Source organism: Paenibacillus sp. FSL H7-0350, from assembly GCF_038593195.1.
GTDB lineage: Bacteria > Bacillota > Bacilli > Paenibacillales > Paenibacillaceae > Paenibacillus_AQ.
In genome coordinates, this window is record NZ_CP151972.1 from 3,389,771 (window position 1) to 3,406,999 (window position 17,229).

The window sequence follows — 17,229 nt, forward strand, 5'->3', positions numbered from 1 at the left end:
TTCACTACCTTTCAACATCTAAGGTAAAGTCTGACAGCGCCCGGAGCACCTCGCTCTCGGTAAACAGCGCGGTATCTCCCGGGATGGTGTGGGCCAGCATCGCTGCGGCCGCTGCCATCTCCACCGTCTGCTGCTGCGGATACTCCTGCAACTCACCATGGATCACAGCGCTGGCAAAAGCATCACCGGCACCAATCCGGTCATACACCGGGAAGGTCAGCTTGCGGGAGAACGCGAATGTACCTTGACGGTACAAATATCCTGTCAGGGAATGCGTATTGTCCGCATTAATCTCACGGTGGGTGCCCGCTGCCGCTCTGATTCCGAAGCGCTCCGCCACAGCGGGAACCGCTTGCTTCAACTGTGTTATTCTATCATAATCTGCCGCTGCGGTGCCAAGAATGTACAGCGCATCCTTTTCGTTCATCAGCACCAAATCGGCAAGCGCAAGCAGCTCTTCGTAATGCGGACGGGCCTTGGTATACCCCGCCTCCCCCCATAACGCCGGACGGTAATTGCAGTCAAAAACCACCATGCCCCCCGCACGCTTCACCTCCGCCGCAAGCTGCTTCATCTGCCCGCGCACTCCGTCATTCATAGCCAGCGCAATGCCGCATAGATGGAGCACATCCACCCGGGAAGCCAGCGCCGCCATATCATACTGACCAGCCTCAGCGGTATTGAAGCTGCTGCCCAGCCGGTCGGTATACGTGACTCTTCCGGGGCGGGCGCCGAACCCGTTCTCCAGGAAGTACATTCCGAGGTGCTTGCCGCCCCGGCGGATCAGTGACGTATCCACCCCAAGCTTGCGCAGATAGGCCATCGCAGCTTCCCCCACTGGAGTCTCCGGCAAGGTTGTGATTAGTGCTCCATTATGGCCGTATTTGGCGAGCGCCGCCGTTACATTCACCCCGCTGCCCGAAAAAGAGTACTCCAGCCTGCTGCTCTGGGCCAGCGTCTCCACCCCCGGCACCTGCAGCCGCATCATCACTTCGCCGAAGGCCGCGATTCTAGGCATACCGGTCCACCAGCGATTTCATCTTATGGAGCAGCGTGCGGACATCCTGCACCTTCGTGCTTCCGGTCTGCGGATCAATAATGGAAGAATAGATATGCGGGATCACCTGCGGTACGCCTGCCTGAAGCGCAATCTCCAGAATGGGCGCGAAGTTATCCAGATCGATTCCGCCTGTAGGCTCCAGGGCAAATCCGGCTTCTCCGCAGGCCTGGGCCACCGCACGATACTCTTCTTCCAGCTCCAGCCCTTTCATCGGAAAATATTTGAGTGCATTGCCGCCCATATCCCGGACCAGGGCAATGGCAGCGTGCACTGGAACGATGGCCTGCGAAGCATTCCCCGCGCTGACCGGCCCGGTGGAAATATTGACATAGCCCGGCTGTCCGCAGGGAGAGACCAGGCTGTTAATCCAGCTGTCCTTGGCTCCCAGGTTAGCACGGGTCGCGCCTACAGCCGGAAAGACCTGGTTGATATGGCTGCCCGCATAGCTTGCAGCAATCTCTGCGACCACCGCCGCCTGGCGGTTGTCCCCGGCACCAAGCCCGATGGATACGGCATCCTGGATCCCCTGTCCGTACTCCGTCATAGCGGCGGACGCTTCCTGGGCGTTGGCGTAATTTTTGGAGAGTACGCCCACCAGAACATGCCCTTCGGCAGCCTCGTAGATATCCTTGGCGTTCCCGATACTGCCGGCCAGGACATTCAGTGCCGCTCTGTTCTTATAAAAACGCTCCTGAATCTTGCTCATTATGATCTGCCCCCTATAATCTCTTGAATTCTGCTGACGATAACCTGGAGATCATCGCCCTGCAGCGATCTCGGATCGATATCGAAATATCCCTGCTTCACGCCATAGTCCCGCATATACACGGCAATATCGCCTTCCCGCAGGCGGTCATTGACCTCTCTTGCATCCCTTCCCGCAGCAGCGGCATCAATCTGGATGCGTCCCCGGTAAATCGCCCGCCCCGCTTCATCCTGCACGGTGCGGACCGACACGCCGGGAAGACCGGCGAGCGGCTGAAGTGCCTCCAGCGCCTGCTTCTCCTGCTGGCTGTTGTCCGCCTTGTCCTGATATTCATCCAAAGCCTGGAGCAGCCCGAAGGTCGTCTCTTTGCCGACCTTCATGCTGCGGCCGATCCCGTGCAGCTGCACCTTCAGCCAGCCGATGTATTTCTTCCCGCCCGCTACAATGCCCGAAGTTGGACCTTCCACCGCCTTCGAGCCGCTGTAGATGGCCAAATCGGAATACTGGACATATTTGCGCAAGTCCTCCTCCGCAGCCGCATCAACAATCATCGGCACACCCCTGCGCCGGGCAACCTCCCAGGCCTCCTCCACCGAGATCATATTCTTCTGGACGGCGTGGTGGGATTTCACATAGAGAATCGCTGCGGTACGTTCCCCGATGGCCTGTTCAATATGCTCTACGCGGCCTTCATTCGCATATCCCGCTTCAACCACCCGCCCTCCGCCAAGGAAGACCATTGTCTCCACCGGCGCTCCATACTGCACGTTATGGCCTTTCAGCATGATAATCTCATTCTTCAGCACCGGCTCCTGATGCAGGCGCAGGCTAAGCCGCGGATCTCCGGCGGTCACTATGGCCGCCACCGACAGCGCAATGCCGCTGGAGGCCGAGTTCACCACAACGGCTCCTTCCGAGCCGAGCAGACGGGCGATGTAATCTCCCGATTTGTCCACCAGATCCGCGATTTCCACATACCGCTGCCCTCCTTGCTTCATTGCCTCCATGACTGAATCCGCCGGTGCAGACACGCCAAGGATGCTCATTCTTCCGCTGGCATTAATCACACGCTTCAATCCATATTTAGCCTGTAATGAGTGATCCATTGATAAAGACTCCTTTTGCTTCAATATAGTGGTGCGCGGTCCGCACCCCGCCCTCTGAGTCCATAAGCTGTTTCTCACCGTCTTCCAGGGAGAATAAGGTCAGATTCGCCTGCCCCCCTACCCGGATCTGCCCAAGCTCCGGCTTGCCGAGCCACTCTGCGGCGCTGCTGGTGACGGCACGGATTACCTCTTCCAGACTGTAGCCGAGATAGAGGAACTTGGTCAGTACATCCGCCATGCTGTACACCGGACCGTTCAGCCGGTTGCCCCGGTAGATGTCTGTGCTGATCGTATTCAGCACGATACCAGCCGCCTTCGCTTGTTCCGCCACCCGGAAGGAGAAGCTTGCGGTGCCATGCCCTACGTCCAGTTGGACACCCCGGTCTACAGCATCCAGCAGTTCCGGCAGCGGTGTGCCGTCCGCCCGGAACAGATTATTGGCTTTGCCGTTCAGGTAATGAGTAATTACATCGCCCGCCCGCAGCAGCTCCAGCACTTCAGAGATAGCAGGCGGCGCGGAGCCGATATGCACCATGAGCGGAAGCTTCGTCTCATCCGATAAGGTTCGTGCCAGCTTAAGCGGCTGTATGCCGCTGCCCTTAACGACGCTTTGGCTGATGCGGGCTTTCAGGCCGACGATGAATTCAGGATAAGCCTCCACTGCTGCAAGCGCGCGGGCCCGGTCAATCCACTCCAGCTGCGAGAGCTCGTCGGTCCGCGCAAGTCCGATTCTTGAGATATTAAGCAGTGCGAATACCCGGGTATCGGCCAGAAGACTCGCACTGTAAAAAGCCCCGATCCGGTCTGCTCCGCAGCTCCCGGCATCCACCAGTGTCGTCACCCCCTGCTTCACCCCGATCTCGTCAATCTGATCGCCGTAGGGGTCAAGCTCCGGCACAGCATGCACATGCAGATCAATCCATCCGCTGGAGCCGTATAACCCGGAGCAGTCCAGCAGGCTCCTGCCTTCCGCCTGGCCCGGCGGGGTAATCGCGGTAATGATTCCGCCCTGAATGGAGATATCCACCGTCCGGCCATCCACCAGCTGCAAGTTGCGCAGCACGTTCTCTGTGCCCACTCGTCCCATCTCCTTCTTCAATTACAGATTTACAGGGGAATTACCAAAAATGATTAATGACATGAACTCCATACATCCTTATATTTAACAAGTAGCAACGGCTGTGCCGTCCTGTCATAAAAATATAAAGCTGCTTCACTCCAAAGATTATAATGTTATAATGTTTATAGTAGCACAAGTGTAATCCAGAAGAGAACTGCGATTTCTAATCCAAGAGGTTCCATCCAAGAATTCTAATCCGAATATCTTAACACTGGAGGTACTGCTGCATGTCCAATCCCGCACCCCAGCCATCCTTGCTGAACCGGTTCCGGCTGACCTGGAATCACTTCAAGTCAAGGCTGCTGCTGAAATACGCTTTTTCCTATATCCTCATGTTCCTGATCCCGCTCACCGGCGTTACCATCTTCGTCTATGAAAACGCCGTCAAGGGCCTGCGGGTCGAAATTGAACAATCCAATGTTAATCAGCTTAATCAAGTGAAAAGCACCATCGACGGCCGGATGAATGAGCTTCAGGAGATCGCCGGACGCATCGCCTATGACAAGCATCTGACCCCTTATATGGTCCGGCATCCTTATTACAGTCTGGAGGCGATTCAGGCACTGGCGAATTACAAGGCCAGCAGCAGTATCGCCGAGGATCTGTTCCTCTACTTCCACGGCGATTCCAATATCTATTCTTACCGTGGGTTGGCTGATCTTCATGTCACCTTCGATACTCTCTATCAGTTCGAGCACTGGACCCCGGAGGAACTGCGGCGTGACTTGAACGAGACCCGTCAGCCACTGGTCCGTCCAGCCGAGAATGTGACGGTCAATTCCCGGATGGAGCCGATGCTCGCCATGCTCGTCCCGGTGAAGCCGAATGACCCGTTCCCTTACGGAACAGTTGTCTATCTGATGAAGGAATCCAATCTTACCGGCGTCATGGATTCAGTTCTGAGCGATTTCTCGGGCAGCAGCTATATCTTCGGCCCCTCCGGCGAGGTGCTGACCGCGAACAGCCATGGCGTCAGCTTCCCCCAGAACGAGCTTCAGACCCTATCCGCTCTTAAGCCGGGGATTCACAATCTGGAGCTGGACGGAGAGCAGTACTCTGTGGTCTCTGTGAAGTCTGAAGAGAATGGCTGGACCTACGTCACCACGATGCCCAGTTTCCAATTTTTCAGCCGGGTCGCCCATGTTCAGACGCTGATTCTAATTGTCTTCTGTATTACAGTTGTTACCGGCATAGCGGCCGCGCTGCTGCTGGCCAAGCGGCAATACCACCCGATCCGCGATCTGATGGAATTCGCCAAGCCGCGGGGCAGCGGCAACGAAGCTCCCAAGCTGCGCAATGAATGGGAATCGATCCGGCAGACGCTTCATGACTACAGTGCCCGGATTGACCTCCAGGAGCCTTTTGTCCGCAACCAGTGCATGCTGCTGCTGCTCAAGCACGGCCAGCCGGATGATCCCGAGATTGAACAGATGATCCTGAGCGCAGGCTTCAGGCATCCGCAGGGACAGGGCCTCTATTTCTCGGCCATCCTGTCCTGGGATGATGCAGCGCAGGGCGGCAAGTCTTGGCAGGAACGCCATCTGCTGCAGGAGATGCTCAGCAATATCTGCCTGCCGGGCCCGGATGCGCAGATCTTCGGGATTGAATTCTCGGTCAAGGACCAGTTCGCCCTGATTATCTCCCTTCCAGGGGAAGGGGAGATGCCTGTTCAGCACCGGATGGAGCAGGTTATTGAAGCCATTCAGGCAGTGATCCGCGAACACTCGCAGCTCGCGCTGAGCATCGGTGTCGGCATGGCCTACCGGGACCTCGCCAGGCTGAACCAGTCCTTCATTGAAGCCTCCGCTGCTCTTGAGCACCGGATGATCCGGCGCAGCGGCCAGGTCACCTACTTCGAGCAGCTCGCAGAGCTGAATCCCGCCGCTGCCGAGAGCTTCTGGATTCCGCGCAAATCCATGCTGAAGCTGGAGCAGAGTCTGAAGCAGGGCAACGAATCGGTAGCGGCTCAGATGATTGCCGACACCATTGACACGATCAAGGACGAGCCGCTGCAGGTTCATCTGCTGCGGTGTATCTGCTTCGATCTGTTGAATGCTTTTCTGCGTACCGCCTCGGAGCTGGGTATGGATGAGGTGTTCACCAATATGCCGGAGCTGACCTCCTTCGAGACGCTGGAGGAGCTGGAGAGCCGGCTGCTCTCGCTGGCTTCCGCCATTTGTGCCCAGGTGGAGCGGAACACCGAGAACAGCGAATCTTCCCTGATGGATGACATTCTGGCGTATGTGGATCAGCAGTTCGCAGACTACACCCTGAGCCTTGAGCATGTGGCGCTGAAGTTCGCCATCTCGACCTCTTATTTAAGCCGAAGCTTCAAGGAGAAGACCGGCAGTAATTTCTCGCAATATATCTGGCAGCGGCGTGTGGACGAGGTGATCCGGCTGCTGGAGAACACCAGTGCTCCGCTCAAGGAGATCATCGAGCAGGTCGGTTACCTGGATGCACCCAACTTCATCCGCAAGTTCAAAAAAGAAACCGGTCTGACGCCGGGGCAATACCGCAAGGAACATGCCTTGAAGGGGGCCGCTGCGAAAAGACCGGTTTGAAAAACGGGCGGAGCGTCCGCCCTGAATATTGGCATACAACCAATCCTGCACATAATGCAACATTTTACTCATCCTATGGGCGCCCGAACGCATAATTGTTGTACAAAAGGCAGGATTCCATCTTTATCGGGCAGCGTGGCAGGTTTATTCCTGCATTCTATGCAACATTCCTCCCGCAAAGCTCGCTATCTGTGAACCGGGGCTGCAAAATGTGCAACATTTATATCACCAGCAGCTATGCAGGTGATTCGCCACTTCGCCATTTGCGGGACGAATCACGCAGCCTGCCTCACCAGTGCTTGGGTTACTCCGCTTCGCGGGGCGATTATCTGGTACTCCGCTTGGCGGCGGCTTCCTGGCTACTCCGCTTCGTTCAGAATATGCTCCACCAATTCATCCAGCGGCACCGTGGCGAGCGCGATCGCTGTGTCGGTTACCCCGTAGTAGATATAGAGCAGGCCGTCCTTGACCACATTGCCGGTCGGGAAGATGACATTCGGAATCTGGAAGCCAAATTTCTCGTAATACGTCTCCGGCTCCATAATGAAGTTATGGGTCCGGGCAATGATTTTCTCCGGCTGCTCCAGATCCAGCAGCATCGCCCCTACACGGTAGACGATCTCTTCATCGACACCGTGATAGAGCACCAGCCAGCCCTTGTCTGTACGGATTGGAGGCGTTGAGCCGCCGATCTTCCGCGACTCCCAGGACAGGTTCCCGGCGGTGGCGAGCAGCTTGGGCTCTTCCCAATTCACGAGATCCTCGGAATAGGTAATCCACATAGCAGCTTTTTCCGTCCCGTAAGCTTCGCCCACATATTCTTCGGGGCGGCGGAGCAGCACGAATTTGCCGTTTATTTTCTCAGGGAACAGGATGTTGTCCCGGTCATTGATGTCGAGCGGTGTGGTATCCGCCACGAACTCCCAGTCCAGCAAATTGGTTGACTTCAGAATCGAGGAGCGGGTCAGCCAGTGGCCCTCCTCTTCCCCCCAGCCGTCCGGGTATTTGGGAATGGAGCGCTCAGGGACGCCGGCCCCGGTAGGATAATAGCTCATGGCGCAGGGACGCAGGGCGTAGTTGAGGTAGAAGGTTCCATCGATCTTCACAATACGCGGGTCCTGCACGCTGCCGTACGGAAAGCCCAGCATATCCGGGGTAACAATCGGCTCATCCTTCACATGGGTGAAGTTCACTCCGTCCTCACTCTCCAGCAAGCCCAGATAGTTCTTGCAGGGAGTCAGGGAACCGGCGGTGCGCTCGATCATATAGAACTTGCCGTTATCGATGATGACCGCCGGGTTGAACACGGTCACCTTGCGCCACTCATAGCCGCCCGGGACGACAATCGGATTATTGGGATGTCTTGTAATTTGCATGTCTATTCCTCCTGCGAATGATGTTCGTGGTATATAAGAAGCACTTAGGCTTTGAACTTGAAGCTTGATCGTCACTGCGGTGAACATTTGGACTTCCGGCCGCTGTTGTCAACAGATTTCTAGATTTAATCCGCTTTTCAGCGGTTGAAATCCGTTGACAAAGGCGGACGCTACCGCTCCTACAGTTCCAAATTTCCCCTCCGCTTCTCTGCTTTCTGTTAATTACTTTCGTGCTTCTTATATAACTTAAGCGTCTGTACCTCATAGGGTCTGAAGGACAGCGGGATGACGCCGCCGGCGGTCTCCACGGAGCCGGTCTTGCTCTCCAGCAGATTGACGCGGCAGGCGCGGACGTCCTCGTCCTTCCAGTCCAGCACAGCCGATTCTCTGCTGCCCGCCGCTTCATACAGCCGGATAATCGTGCCGCTGCCGTCCTCTGCCTGCTTGATTGTATCGAGCATGACATGATGGCTCTGGAAGGCAAGCCAGGCATGGGTGCTTGGATATTGGCCGGAATGTGCGGCTTCGCTGACCGCCAGCAGCGGTTCATTCAGCTCTGCTGCTTCCCGTACCACATCGGCCTGCCGCCATTCTCCGCTATGCGGATACAGCGAATAGGTGAATTCATGCTCCCCCTGGTCGGCATAACGGTCCGGCCAGCGCGGGGAGCGCAGCAGCGAGAGCCGCAGCACTCCGTCATGAATGTCATAGCCGTATTTGCAGTCGTTCAGTAGGCTCACGCCATAGCCGCCCTCGGACAGATCGGCCCAGCGGTGCCCGCAGACCTCGAATTGCGCCTGCTCCCAGCTGGTGTTGCGGTGGGTCGGGCGCTCCAGCGCGCCGAACGGAATCTCATAGGTAGCCTTCGCGGCCACAATGTCCACCGGAAAAGCAACCTTCAGCAGCTTATGCTGCTCCCTCCAGCTTACGCGGGTACGGAAATCCACCCTGCGGCTGTTCCGGGGCAGGACGATCTCCTGCTCAATCAGCGATTCATGCAGCTGCCAGCGGAACTTCAGCACGGTCTGCACAGGGCCGCTGGTGAGCACCCGGCAGTCCAGCAGCTTCGCCTTGCCCGCAGGCTGCTGCTCATAACGCGGATCTATATCCCAGGCATCCCACAGCGGCGGGGTGTCATGATAGAACTGCAGCTGGTTCCCGGTTTGGCCGGGCTGGAGCAGCTCGCGGTCCGCGCTTTTGTCATACCAGCGGCTGATCTCGCCATCTTCATTGAAGGTCAGGATATAATGGTCCGTCTCCCATTGCTCCGGGAAGCCGTCTCCAGTAGCAGAAGAATCTGCACGCGACACATCCCTTACTCCGGCTGGCTCCGCAGCCTCCCGCAGCCAGATTGCCCGGCAGCCAAAGGCCGGAACCTTGCGGACCTGCACAGCCAGCGTGCAGCTGTCCCCTCCACCCTCTGTGTTCCAGCATTCACTAGGCAACAGGCCATCTTCATCGAAGGCCTGCATAGCAGCCAGCTCAGGCCCCCCCTCCAGCCGAAGCAGCTCCGTCCGCTCCCAGCCCAAGCTGTTGAAGACCACATAGGGACGGCCCTCGCCCGATGTATTCACCTCAGCCGCCAGAGCATGCAAGGAGCGGTCCAGCACCTGCCTGCCCAGACGGAAGATCTCCGCATATTCCTCCCGCGAGGTCGTATACACCTCCGGGATGGAAGTCCCCGGGATGATGTCATGGAACTGGTTGAGCAGCAGCAGCTTCCAGCCCCCGGCCAGCTCCCCGGAGGGCAATAGATGCTGCACATCCGGCTGCTCCAGATCCAGAGCACCGTCCTTCTCCGCCAGCACACTCCAAATCTCCGCCTGCCGGTACAAAATCTCCGCCTTGCGGTTGCTGCGCTTATTGAAGGCATGGGTCGTGAAGGTCCCCCGGTGCAGCTCCAGATAGAGATCGCCGTGCCATGCCGGAAGCTCCGGCTGGCGTGAGCCGATCTCCGAGAAGAAGGCTTCCGCCGTCGAGAATTCGCTAACCGGCTGGCCCGGCGCAAGATCGGTGCGGCTCACATATTCCAGCATCTCGTGGGTGACCCCGCCTCCGCCGTCGCCGTGGCCGTAGAGCAGCATCAGCTCATCGTGCTCTTCCTTCTGGGCGTAGGCCTCCCAGTGCTCCTGCACATCCTTCGGATGCGTATGCTCGTTCACCCCATGGTTCTGATAGGCCACAATCTTCGTCCCGTCAATGCCGACCCAATGGAATAAGGTATGCGGGAAGGGATTGGTATCATTCCAGCCCAGCTTGGTGGTCATGAAATAATCGATGCCCGCCTGCTTCAGCAGCTGCGGCAGGGAGGCGCAATAGCCGAACGTATCCGGCAGCCATTCAATCGTGGACTGCTTGCCGAATTCCTTCATATAGAAGTCCTGGCCGTACAGCATTTGCCGGACCAGCGACTCCCCGCCGGGAATGTTCAGATCCGGCTCCACCCACATACCTCCGACCAGCTCCCACCGGCCTTCGGCAATCCGCTCCTTGATCCGCCCGTACAGCTCGGGATAATGCTCTTTGGCGAAGGCATAGAGCTGGGGCTGGCTCTGGGAGTACCGGAAGTCCGGGTACTTGTCCATCAGAGTGCAGACGGTGGAGAAGGTCCTGCTGACCTTGCGCACCGTCTCCCGGACCGGCCACAGCCAGGCCACATCAATATGCGACTGGCCTACCATATGCATCGTTCCCGGGTGCAGTCCCGCCGCCCGGTCCGCCGAAGCAGCAGCCCGTAACTGCTGTTCCGCCGCAGTTACGGCCCCGCCGTCCAGCAGCAGCTCCTCCTTCCTATAGAGCGTGTCCATCACCCGCTCCAGTGCCTTAAGGCTGCGGAGGCGACGCATATCGCCCTCCGGCAGCAGGAGGGCTGCTTCGTGCACGATTCGCACCGTATGCAGAAGGCTGTATACCGGGCGATTAACACGCACAAGCTTAATTTCAATGCCCGTCAGCGGCGGCTTAATCACCGCCTGCCGGTTCAGCGGGTCCTCCGGCTCCGGTACCGGATCATACAGCTCGATGTCCAGCTCCAGGCGCTCGCCCACAGCGCCGGACGGCAGCGGAATGAACCAGTGATTGCTGTCCAGGCCATGGTACGGCGCTCCGCCCAGCTTCAGCAGACCTTCCCCGCGTCCCAGATAGAGCAGCGCCGCCTCTTCCGGTGCCCAGTCTCCCGGCACCGCGATCTCCCGGTGAAGGAAATAGGTGGTTCCATACCCGCCATCCAGCCGGGAAACATTGTACTCCCGATGCAGCTCCTCCTCATGCTCATAGCAGCCGGGAGTGCGGTAGCGGGACCTCCGCATAGTCCATTCCGCAAGCTCTATCTTCTCAGCCCATTGCCGCTTGTCCAGCCATCCGGCGAACCGGTCCATACGCTTCATAGCTTAGCCCTCCTCTCTGACTTGGAGCGGCGCGCTCAGGTACTCTGCGGAGTGCGGGCCGGCCATCACTGTGAATTCTCCCGGCTCGACGATCCGCGTCAGATCTGCCGATACATACTCCAGCTCCTCCCGGCCTACACGGAACGTCACCGTCTGCGTGTCTCCCGGCTGAAGGCTGATCTTGCGGAAGCCCTTCAGCTGCTTCTCGGGCCGGGTAATGGAAGAGGCCAGGTCGGAAATATACAGCTGGACCACCTCGCTGCCCGCCCGGTCACCGCTGTTAGTTACATCCACGGAGACAAGCGCTTCTTCATCCGCAGAGATTACAGGAGGCTCCACCTTCAGGTTGCTGTATCCGAATTCAGTGAAGCTAAGACCATAGCCGAAGGGATATTCAGCGTGAAAATCCGTCTCCAGATACCGTTTGCCTCTCGTCCGCCGCTTATAGTAGTACACGGGCAGCTGGCCGACATGCTTCGGGATGCTGATCGTCAGCCGCCCGGAAGGGTTCACCTCGCCGAACAGAATGTCAGCAATTGCATGTCCGCCCTCCTGGCCCGGGTACCACGCCTCCAGAATGGCGTCCGCGTGCTCTACAATCCAAGGCTCGGCAATCGGGCGGCCGTTGATATAGACCACTATCAGCGGCTTGCCCAGCTTGTGGATCTCCTGCGCTAACTCCAGTTGCACGCCCATCAGATTCAGCGTAGACCGGTCGATGCCCTCCCCGCATTCCATGTCGCTCCAGGAATGCTCCGTCACGACAGAAGCGCCGGTGAGCAAATCAATCGTCCCCTCACCGAAATCTCTGGCGCTGGAGCCGCCGATCGCCAGCACCACCGCATCGGCTTCGGCCGCACAGGCCAGCGCAGGGGTGAAGCCTTCCCGGGAATTGCCCTTGATCCGGCAGCCGGGTACGTACAGGACCTTGTCCGCTCCACCGCCCAGCGCCTGCCGGATACCGTCCAGCACGGTGATAATCGCGCCTGCGGGCTGCGGCGAGGTATAGTCGCCAAGCTGGTTGTACGGGGCATCCGCATTGGGGCCGATCACAGCAAGCTTACGGATCTCCTTACTTAGCGGCAGCGCTGCGTTCTCATTCTTCAGCATGATTATGCTCTCACCGGCAATCCGCCGGGCCAGCTCGCGGTGCTCCGGCTTGCCGATGATGCTCTCCGCCTGCTCAGGATCGGCATAGGGGCGGTCGAACAGCCCAAGCTTGAACTTCAACTCCAGAATCCGTGCCGCCGCACGCTCCAGATCGGATTCCTGCAGCCGCCCGTGCGTGGTAGCAGCCGCGATATGCTGCTCGAACATCTCGCCCGACATCTCCATATCGATGCCCGCCAGCAGTGCCTGCGCTACAGCTGTTTCTCCGCTATTTGCGGTGTTATGACCATTCGTCAGCATGCCCAGCGCTCCGCAGTCCGTGATCACGAAGCCTTCGAAGCCCCACTCTTCCCGCAGCACATCCTGCAAAAGATAACGGTTCGTCGTACACGGCACGCCGTCAATCTCGTTGTAAGCTGTCATAATGGACAGCGCACCGGCCTCTACCGCCTTACGGAACGGCAACAGATCAACCTCATGCAGCTCGCGCAATCCCATATGCACGGGCGCGGAGTTCCGCCCGCCTTCCGAGCTGCCGTAGGCGGCGAAGTGCTTCAGGGTGGCAAGCACGGAATCCTCCGCGTCCAGCCGTTCTCCCTGCAAGCCCTTCACGGCCTCCACACCCATAGTCGCAATCAGGAACGGATCTTCGCCGAAGGTCTCCTCCGTCCGGCCCCAGCGCGGATCACGCACCACATCCAGCACCGGCGAGTAGGTCGCCGCTCCGCCCTGGCTGCGGGTCTCAAGCGCTACCACCCGGCACATCTCCCGGTACAGCTCCGGGTTCCACATGCTGCCCAGTGCAAGCGGCACCGGAAATACAGTGGCTCCGATCGCCATATGCCCGTGGGAGCATTCTTCGCCGAACAGAATCGGAATGCCAAGCCGGCTCTCCTTCATCGCATAAGCCTGAATGGCATTAACGGCCTCCGCCCCCTCCTTCGGGGACAGGCCGGTCTCCAGCGTGACTCCGGTCCACGGGTCGGCACGCAGCGTCCCGTACAGGGAGCCGACGCCTCCGGTAGCAACCTGGCGCTTGAAGGCTTCCGTCATGCCTGTGGTTCCGTCCGCGTGCTTCTCATAGCACTGCCAGCCGAAAGGCTGGACTAATTGTCCAGCCTTCTCTCCAAGTGTCATGCGCTGCAGCAGGTCCTGTACCCGATCCGCCACAGTCCGCGTTTTATCCTTATAGATCATTTTTACAGCACCTTTCTGCATTAGTCATTCGTGCCGCTCACTCTCGGCACTTCAGAGAATGAAAGTTCGAAGAAAATGGATAGCGCCTGAGGAATTAGTTAGTCTTCCAGCGGTCATACGCAGCCTGGTTGATCTCGGCTACACGCTCTCCGCCCATCTTCTTGACAGTTGCGACATAGTTGTCCCAGCCGGTCAGCGGCTCGGCACCAGTGATGAACTTCGCTTCCATCTGCTTCACATAAGTGCTCAGGTCCGAATTCAGACTGCTGATTTCTGTCTGCTCTTCCACCGTGAGGAACAGGGCCGGGAACGGAATCCGTGCGCCTTTATCCAGCAGCTTCTGCTTGGTCTCCTGCTCTACCCAGAGGTCGAAGTCTGTCTTGAGTCCCTTGTTGATATCATCCATGGACAGGGTTGGGGCAGGAATGCCGTAGTTCGGCGTCAAGGTGGCCCGGAAATCCTCCATCTCCTTGCCGTCCGGTACAGGCAGGTATTGCTTCACACGGTTGTCTTTGTCGGTGTACTCCCAGAGCGTTCCCTCCGGCCCTTTGTTGAAGAACAGGGCACCTTCATAGGAATAGAGGTAATCTACCCAGCGGAGCGAGGCTTCCGGTGCAGGGTTACTGTTCGTAATGGCGAATGCGCCGGTCGTAATCCCTCTGTTCTTGGCAATCGCCGGAGCAGACACCGATTCACTGCGCACAGGGGCGAACATCGGATCTGCCGTGGACGGCTCTCCGCCCTTCGTCATATAAGCATGCCAGTCGGAAAAGAGCGCCACGCGGTTATTCTGCGCCTTGGCCTTCTTCTGCTCCGCCGTCTGCGAGAAGCTCTCATGATCCAGCAGCTCCTCGGACCAGAGACGGTTCATATACGTCAGGTACTCCTTATAGCCTTCTTCAAGCGGTGTATAGTGGACCTTGTCCGCATCGTCTACATAGATTTCTTCTTCATAGATGCCAAAAGCGCCCAGCAGCCAGGTACGGATATCGCGGAGGTTCGCAGCCGTTGTCGTCACTGAGGAGATTGGAATCTCATCGGCAGTTCCGTTGCCGTTCGGATCTTCCTCCTTCACGCGCTTCAGGTAGGTGTACAGCTCCTCGGTCGTTTCAGGCAGCTTATCGATATTTAGGGCCTTCAGGAAGTCCCCGTTATACCACATCGGGTTGCGGTACCAGTGCTGGCTCATTTCCACCACCGGCAGGGAGTAGATATGACCGTCCGGAGCGGTAATCGATTTGCGCACATCCGGGTTCTCCGCAAGCAAAGCCTTGAAGTTCGGGGCATATTCTTCGATCAGGTCTTCCAGCGGGATCAGAATGCCCTGTTCGCCGTAATTCATCTGCTCGGCAGTCGTCAGACCGGCAGCGTAGAAAATATCCGGGTAATCGCCGCTGGCGAACACCAGATTCTTTTTGGTATCGAAGCTGTCCTTCGGCGCATTTTTATATTCCATCGTAATCCCGGTCTTCTCCTTCATCTGCTGGAGCACCGGCATGTTCTCCCAGTTCTGAATGCCCACATCCGGCGCCATCATGCTCAGGGTGATCGGCTCACTCACAATCGGGAAGCCCTCCTTGTTCACCGTGGCCTCTCCGGTACCCTTATTCGCGGTGCCTTCATTGGAGCTCCCGCAACCAGCCAGCAGTCCAAGAATCACAGCCGAAGACAGCAGAATCTTCCATGGTTTACGTGTGATCTGCATTAATAATTCCTCCCTTAGGTTCATTACATTTTAACCTTTAGCCTTTCACAGAGCCAATCATGACCCCTTGGACAAAATAACGCTGCAGGAACGGGTAGACCGCCACAATCGGCAGTGTCGAGACGACGATGACGCCATATTTGACCAGCGATGCCGTCTCTGCCTTATTATTCATGGCCATAGCTACCTCACCGTTGATCGCAGCGCCTGTGGTCTCAGCCGACATTTCCTGCAGGACCAGGATCTGGCGCAGCACCATCTGCAGCGGATACTTGGCTTCATCGTTCAGATAGATCAGGGACGGGAAATAGCTGTTCCAGTGTCCAACCCCGTAGAACAGGGCCATCACGGCGACAATCGGCGCGGACAGCGGCAGGATAATGCGGATGAACAGCTTCAGATTCGTACAGCCGTCGATGTGGGCCGCTTCTTGTAATTCTTTTGGAATCGTGGACTGGAAAAAGGTGCGGGCGACCACGATGTTCCACACCGATGCGGCCACAGGCAGGATCAACGCCCCCATGCTGTTAATGAGGCCCAGGTTCTTAACCAGCAGGTAGGTCGGCACCAGGCCTCCGCTGAAGAACATTGTGAACAGAATGAGACCCATGAACAGCTGGCGTCCGACAAAATCAGACCGGCTGAGCGCATATGCTGCTGGCAGCGTAACCGCCAGATTAAGCAGAGTGCCCACAGCTGTATAGATGATGGTATTGAGATATCCGTTCCAAATCTTCGGGTTCTCGAACACCAGCTTGTAGCCGTCCAGCGTCACATTCTTCGGGAACAGCCACATGGCGCCCGAATTGACATCCTGCGGCGAGCTGATAGACGCGCTGAGGATGTAGATCAGCGGATAGAGGACCACTACCAGTGCAAGGCCCAGATAGATGTAGGTGCTGATCAGAAACAGCTTATCTCCCCTGGATTCTTTCATCGCAGTAACCAAAGACTTCAACTCCTTTCTACCAGAGGCTGTTCTCACTGGTGCGTTTGGCAATCCGGTTGACGGTAACGAGCAGTATTACATTGACCACCGAGTTGAACAATCCGACAGCGGTCGAGAAGCTGTATTGGGCGTTCACCAGACCGGCGCGGTACACATAGGTGGATATGACATCGGAGGCTTCCATATTAAGCGAATTCTGCAGCAGCAGGATTTTCTCGAAGCCCAGGCCCAGAATGTTACCCATGTTCAGAATCAGCATGATCGTAATCGTGGGTATAATCGTCGGCAGATTGATATGCAGTACCCGCTTGATCCGGCTGGCTCCATCCACGATGGCCGCTTCATGCAGCTGGGGATCTACGCCGGACAGGGCCGCGAGATAGATAATTGTCCCCCACCCCGTGCTCTGCCAGACGCCTGAGAAGACGTACACCGTCTTGAACCAGGCCGGATCGGTCAGGAACTGTGCGGGCTGGAAGCCCAGGAATTCAATGAACCGGATAATCACTCCGCTGGAGGGCGACAGGAAGGTAATAATCATCCCTGCCATGACGACCACCGAAATGAAATGCGGCGCATAGGTAACTGTCTGGACCGACTTCTTGAACGGGCCGTTGCGGACCTCATTGAAGGCCAGGGCCAGAATGATCGGCAGCGGAAACCCGATGGCAAGCTCATAGAAGCTGATGCTGAACGTGTTCCACAGCAGATCCCAGAAGAAATAAGAATTGAAAAACCGTTGGAAATGGTCGAAGCCTACCCAGTCGCTGCCTGTAATTCCTTTGGAGGGTACGAAGTTCTTGAAGGCAATCTGAATGCCGTACATCGGACCATAATGAAAGATGAAGAAATACAGTAACGCGGGAAGCATGAACAGATAGAGCTCCCAATTCTGCCAGATTCTTTTGCCAAGGGACTTGTTCCCCTTCATTCTCCCACTCCTCTCTATG

Annotated in this window: 11 protein-coding genes; 1 reads left to right on the forward strand and 10 read right to left on the reverse strand. The window is 57.4% G+C overall.

Translation table 11 applies throughout. The features are described from left to right. Positions 1 to 4: 4 nt before the first annotated feature. From NYE24_RS15455 to NYE24_RS15470, 4 genes are read right to left on the reverse strand one after another with little or no spacing between them, the layout of a single operon-like run. The gene (locus tag NYE24_RS15455; RefSeq protein ID WP_036694913.1) at positions 5 to 1,018 is read right to left on the reverse strand and encodes a sugar kinase; all 1,014 of its coding nucleotides are present in this window, start codon (positions 1,016 to 1,018) and stop codon (positions 5 to 7) included. Continuing rightward, positions 1,011 to 1,766 carry a KDGP aldolase family protein gene (locus NYE24_RS15460; protein WP_076159722.1) on the reverse strand — a complete coding sequence of 252 codons (756 nt, stop codon included), beginning with the start codon at positions 1,764 to 1,766 and terminating at the stop codon, positions 1,011 to 1,013. Before NYE24_RS15460 ends, NYE24_RS15455 begins: the two co-directional genes overlap by 8 nt. Then, a complete protein-coding gene (locus NYE24_RS15465; protein ID WP_342479034.1) occupies positions 1,766 to 2,872 on the reverse strand; it encodes a DgaE family pyridoxal phosphate-dependent ammonia lyase in 1,107 nt (368 codons plus the stop codon). The genes NYE24_RS15460 and NYE24_RS15465 overlap by 1 nt, the downstream gene beginning before the upstream one ends. Then, positions 2,850 to 3,950: an amidohydrolase/deacetylase family metallohydrolase gene (locus NYE24_RS15470; protein ID WP_256707172.1), complete on the reverse strand. Its 1,101-nt coding sequence runs from the start codon at positions 3,948 to 3,950 to the stop codon at positions 2,850 to 2,852. Before NYE24_RS15470 ends, NYE24_RS15465 begins: the two co-directional genes overlap by 23 nt. A gap of 269 nt (positions 3,951 to 4,219) precedes the next feature. Here NYE24_RS15470 and NYE24_RS15475 point away from each other — a divergent pair, with 269 nt between their 5' ends. Next, positions 4,220 to 6,556 carry a helix-turn-helix domain-containing protein gene (locus tag NYE24_RS15475; protein WP_076159713.1) on the forward strand — a complete coding sequence of 779 codons (2,337 nt, stop codon included), beginning with the start codon at positions 4,220 to 4,222 and terminating at the stop codon, positions 6,554 to 6,556. A 359-nt stretch (positions 6,557 to 6,915) separates the two neighbouring features. On the opposite strand, the gene NYE24_RS15480 is transcribed toward NYE24_RS15475, so the two are convergent. From NYE24_RS15480 to NYE24_RS15505, 6 genes are all read right to left on the reverse strand, one after another. Beyond that, positions 6,916 to 7,932, reverse strand: a complete 1,017-nt coding sequence (locus NYE24_RS15480; protein WP_342479035.1) for a glycosidase — start codon at positions 7,930 to 7,932, stop codon at positions 6,916 to 6,918. Positions 7,933 to 8,150: 218 nt separating this feature from the next. Beyond that, on the reverse strand, positions 8,151 to 11,318 hold the full coding sequence (locus tag NYE24_RS15485) for an alpha-mannosidase (RefSeq protein ID WP_342479036.1): 3,168 nt from the start codon (positions 11,316 to 11,318) through the stop codon (positions 8,151 to 8,153). A 3-nt stretch (positions 11,319 to 11,321) separates the two neighbouring features. Continuing rightward, on the reverse strand, positions 11,322 to 13,625 hold the full coding sequence (locus tag NYE24_RS15490) for a glycoside hydrolase family 3 N-terminal domain-containing protein (protein WP_342479037.1): 2,304 nt from the start codon (positions 13,623 to 13,625) through the stop codon (positions 11,322 to 11,324). A gap of 94 nt (positions 13,626 to 13,719) precedes the next feature. Further along, the gene (locus NYE24_RS15495) at positions 13,720 to 15,330 is read right to left on the reverse strand and encodes an extracellular solute-binding protein (protein ID WP_342479038.1); all 1,611 of its coding nucleotides are present in this window, start codon (positions 15,328 to 15,330) and stop codon (positions 13,720 to 13,722) included. A 37-nt stretch (positions 15,331 to 15,367) separates the two neighbouring features. After that, positions 15,368 to 16,279 carry a carbohydrate ABC transporter permease gene (locus NYE24_RS15500; RefSeq protein WP_342479039.1) on the reverse strand — a complete coding sequence of 304 codons (912 nt, stop codon included), beginning with the start codon at positions 16,277 to 16,279 and terminating at the stop codon, positions 15,368 to 15,370. A 16-nt stretch (positions 16,280 to 16,295) separates the two neighbouring features. Then, positions 16,296 to 17,210 carry an ABC transporter permease subunit gene (locus NYE24_RS15505; RefSeq protein ID WP_342479040.1) on the reverse strand — a complete coding sequence of 305 codons (915 nt, stop codon included), beginning with the start codon at positions 17,208 to 17,210 and terminating at the stop codon, positions 16,296 to 16,298. Positions 17,211 to 17,229: the final 19 nt, after the last annotated feature.

Excerpts from the sequence above, each read along its gene's own strand:
- NYE24_RS15455 (WP_036694913.1), bottom strand. The coding sequence starts at position 1,018 with ATGCCTAGAATCGCGGCCTTCGGCGAAGTGATGATGCGGCTGCAGGTG.
- NYE24_RS15460 (WP_076159722.1), bottom strand. The coding sequence starts at position 1,766 with ATGAGCAAGATTCAGGAGCGTTTTTATAAGAACAGAGCGGCACTGAAT.
- NYE24_RS15465 (WP_342479034.1), bottom strand. The coding sequence starts at position 2,872 with ATGGATCACTCATTACAGGCTAAATATGGATTGAAGCGTGTGATTAAT.
- NYE24_RS15475 (WP_076159713.1), top strand. The coding sequence starts at position 4,220 with ATGTCCAATCCCGCACCCCAGCCATCCTTGCTGAACCGGTTCCGGCTG.
- NYE24_RS15480 (WP_342479035.1), bottom strand. The coding sequence starts at position 7,932 with ATGCAAATTACAAGACATCCCAATAATCCGATTGTCGTCCCGGGCGGC.
- NYE24_RS15485 (WP_342479036.1), bottom strand. The coding sequence starts at position 11,318 with ATGAAGCGTATGGACCGGTTCGCCGGATGGCTGGACAAGCGGCAATGG.
- NYE24_RS15490 (WP_342479037.1), bottom strand. The coding sequence starts at position 13,625 with ATGATCTATAAGGATAAAACGCGGACTGTGGCGGATCGGGTACAGGAC.
- NYE24_RS15495 (WP_342479038.1), bottom strand. The coding sequence starts at position 15,330 with ATGCAGATCACACGTAAACCATGGAAGATTCTGCTGTCTTCGGCTGTG.
- NYE24_RS15505 (WP_342479040.1), bottom strand. The coding sequence starts at position 17,210 with ATGAAGGGGAACAAGTCCCTTGGCAAAAGAATCTGGCAGAATTGGGAG.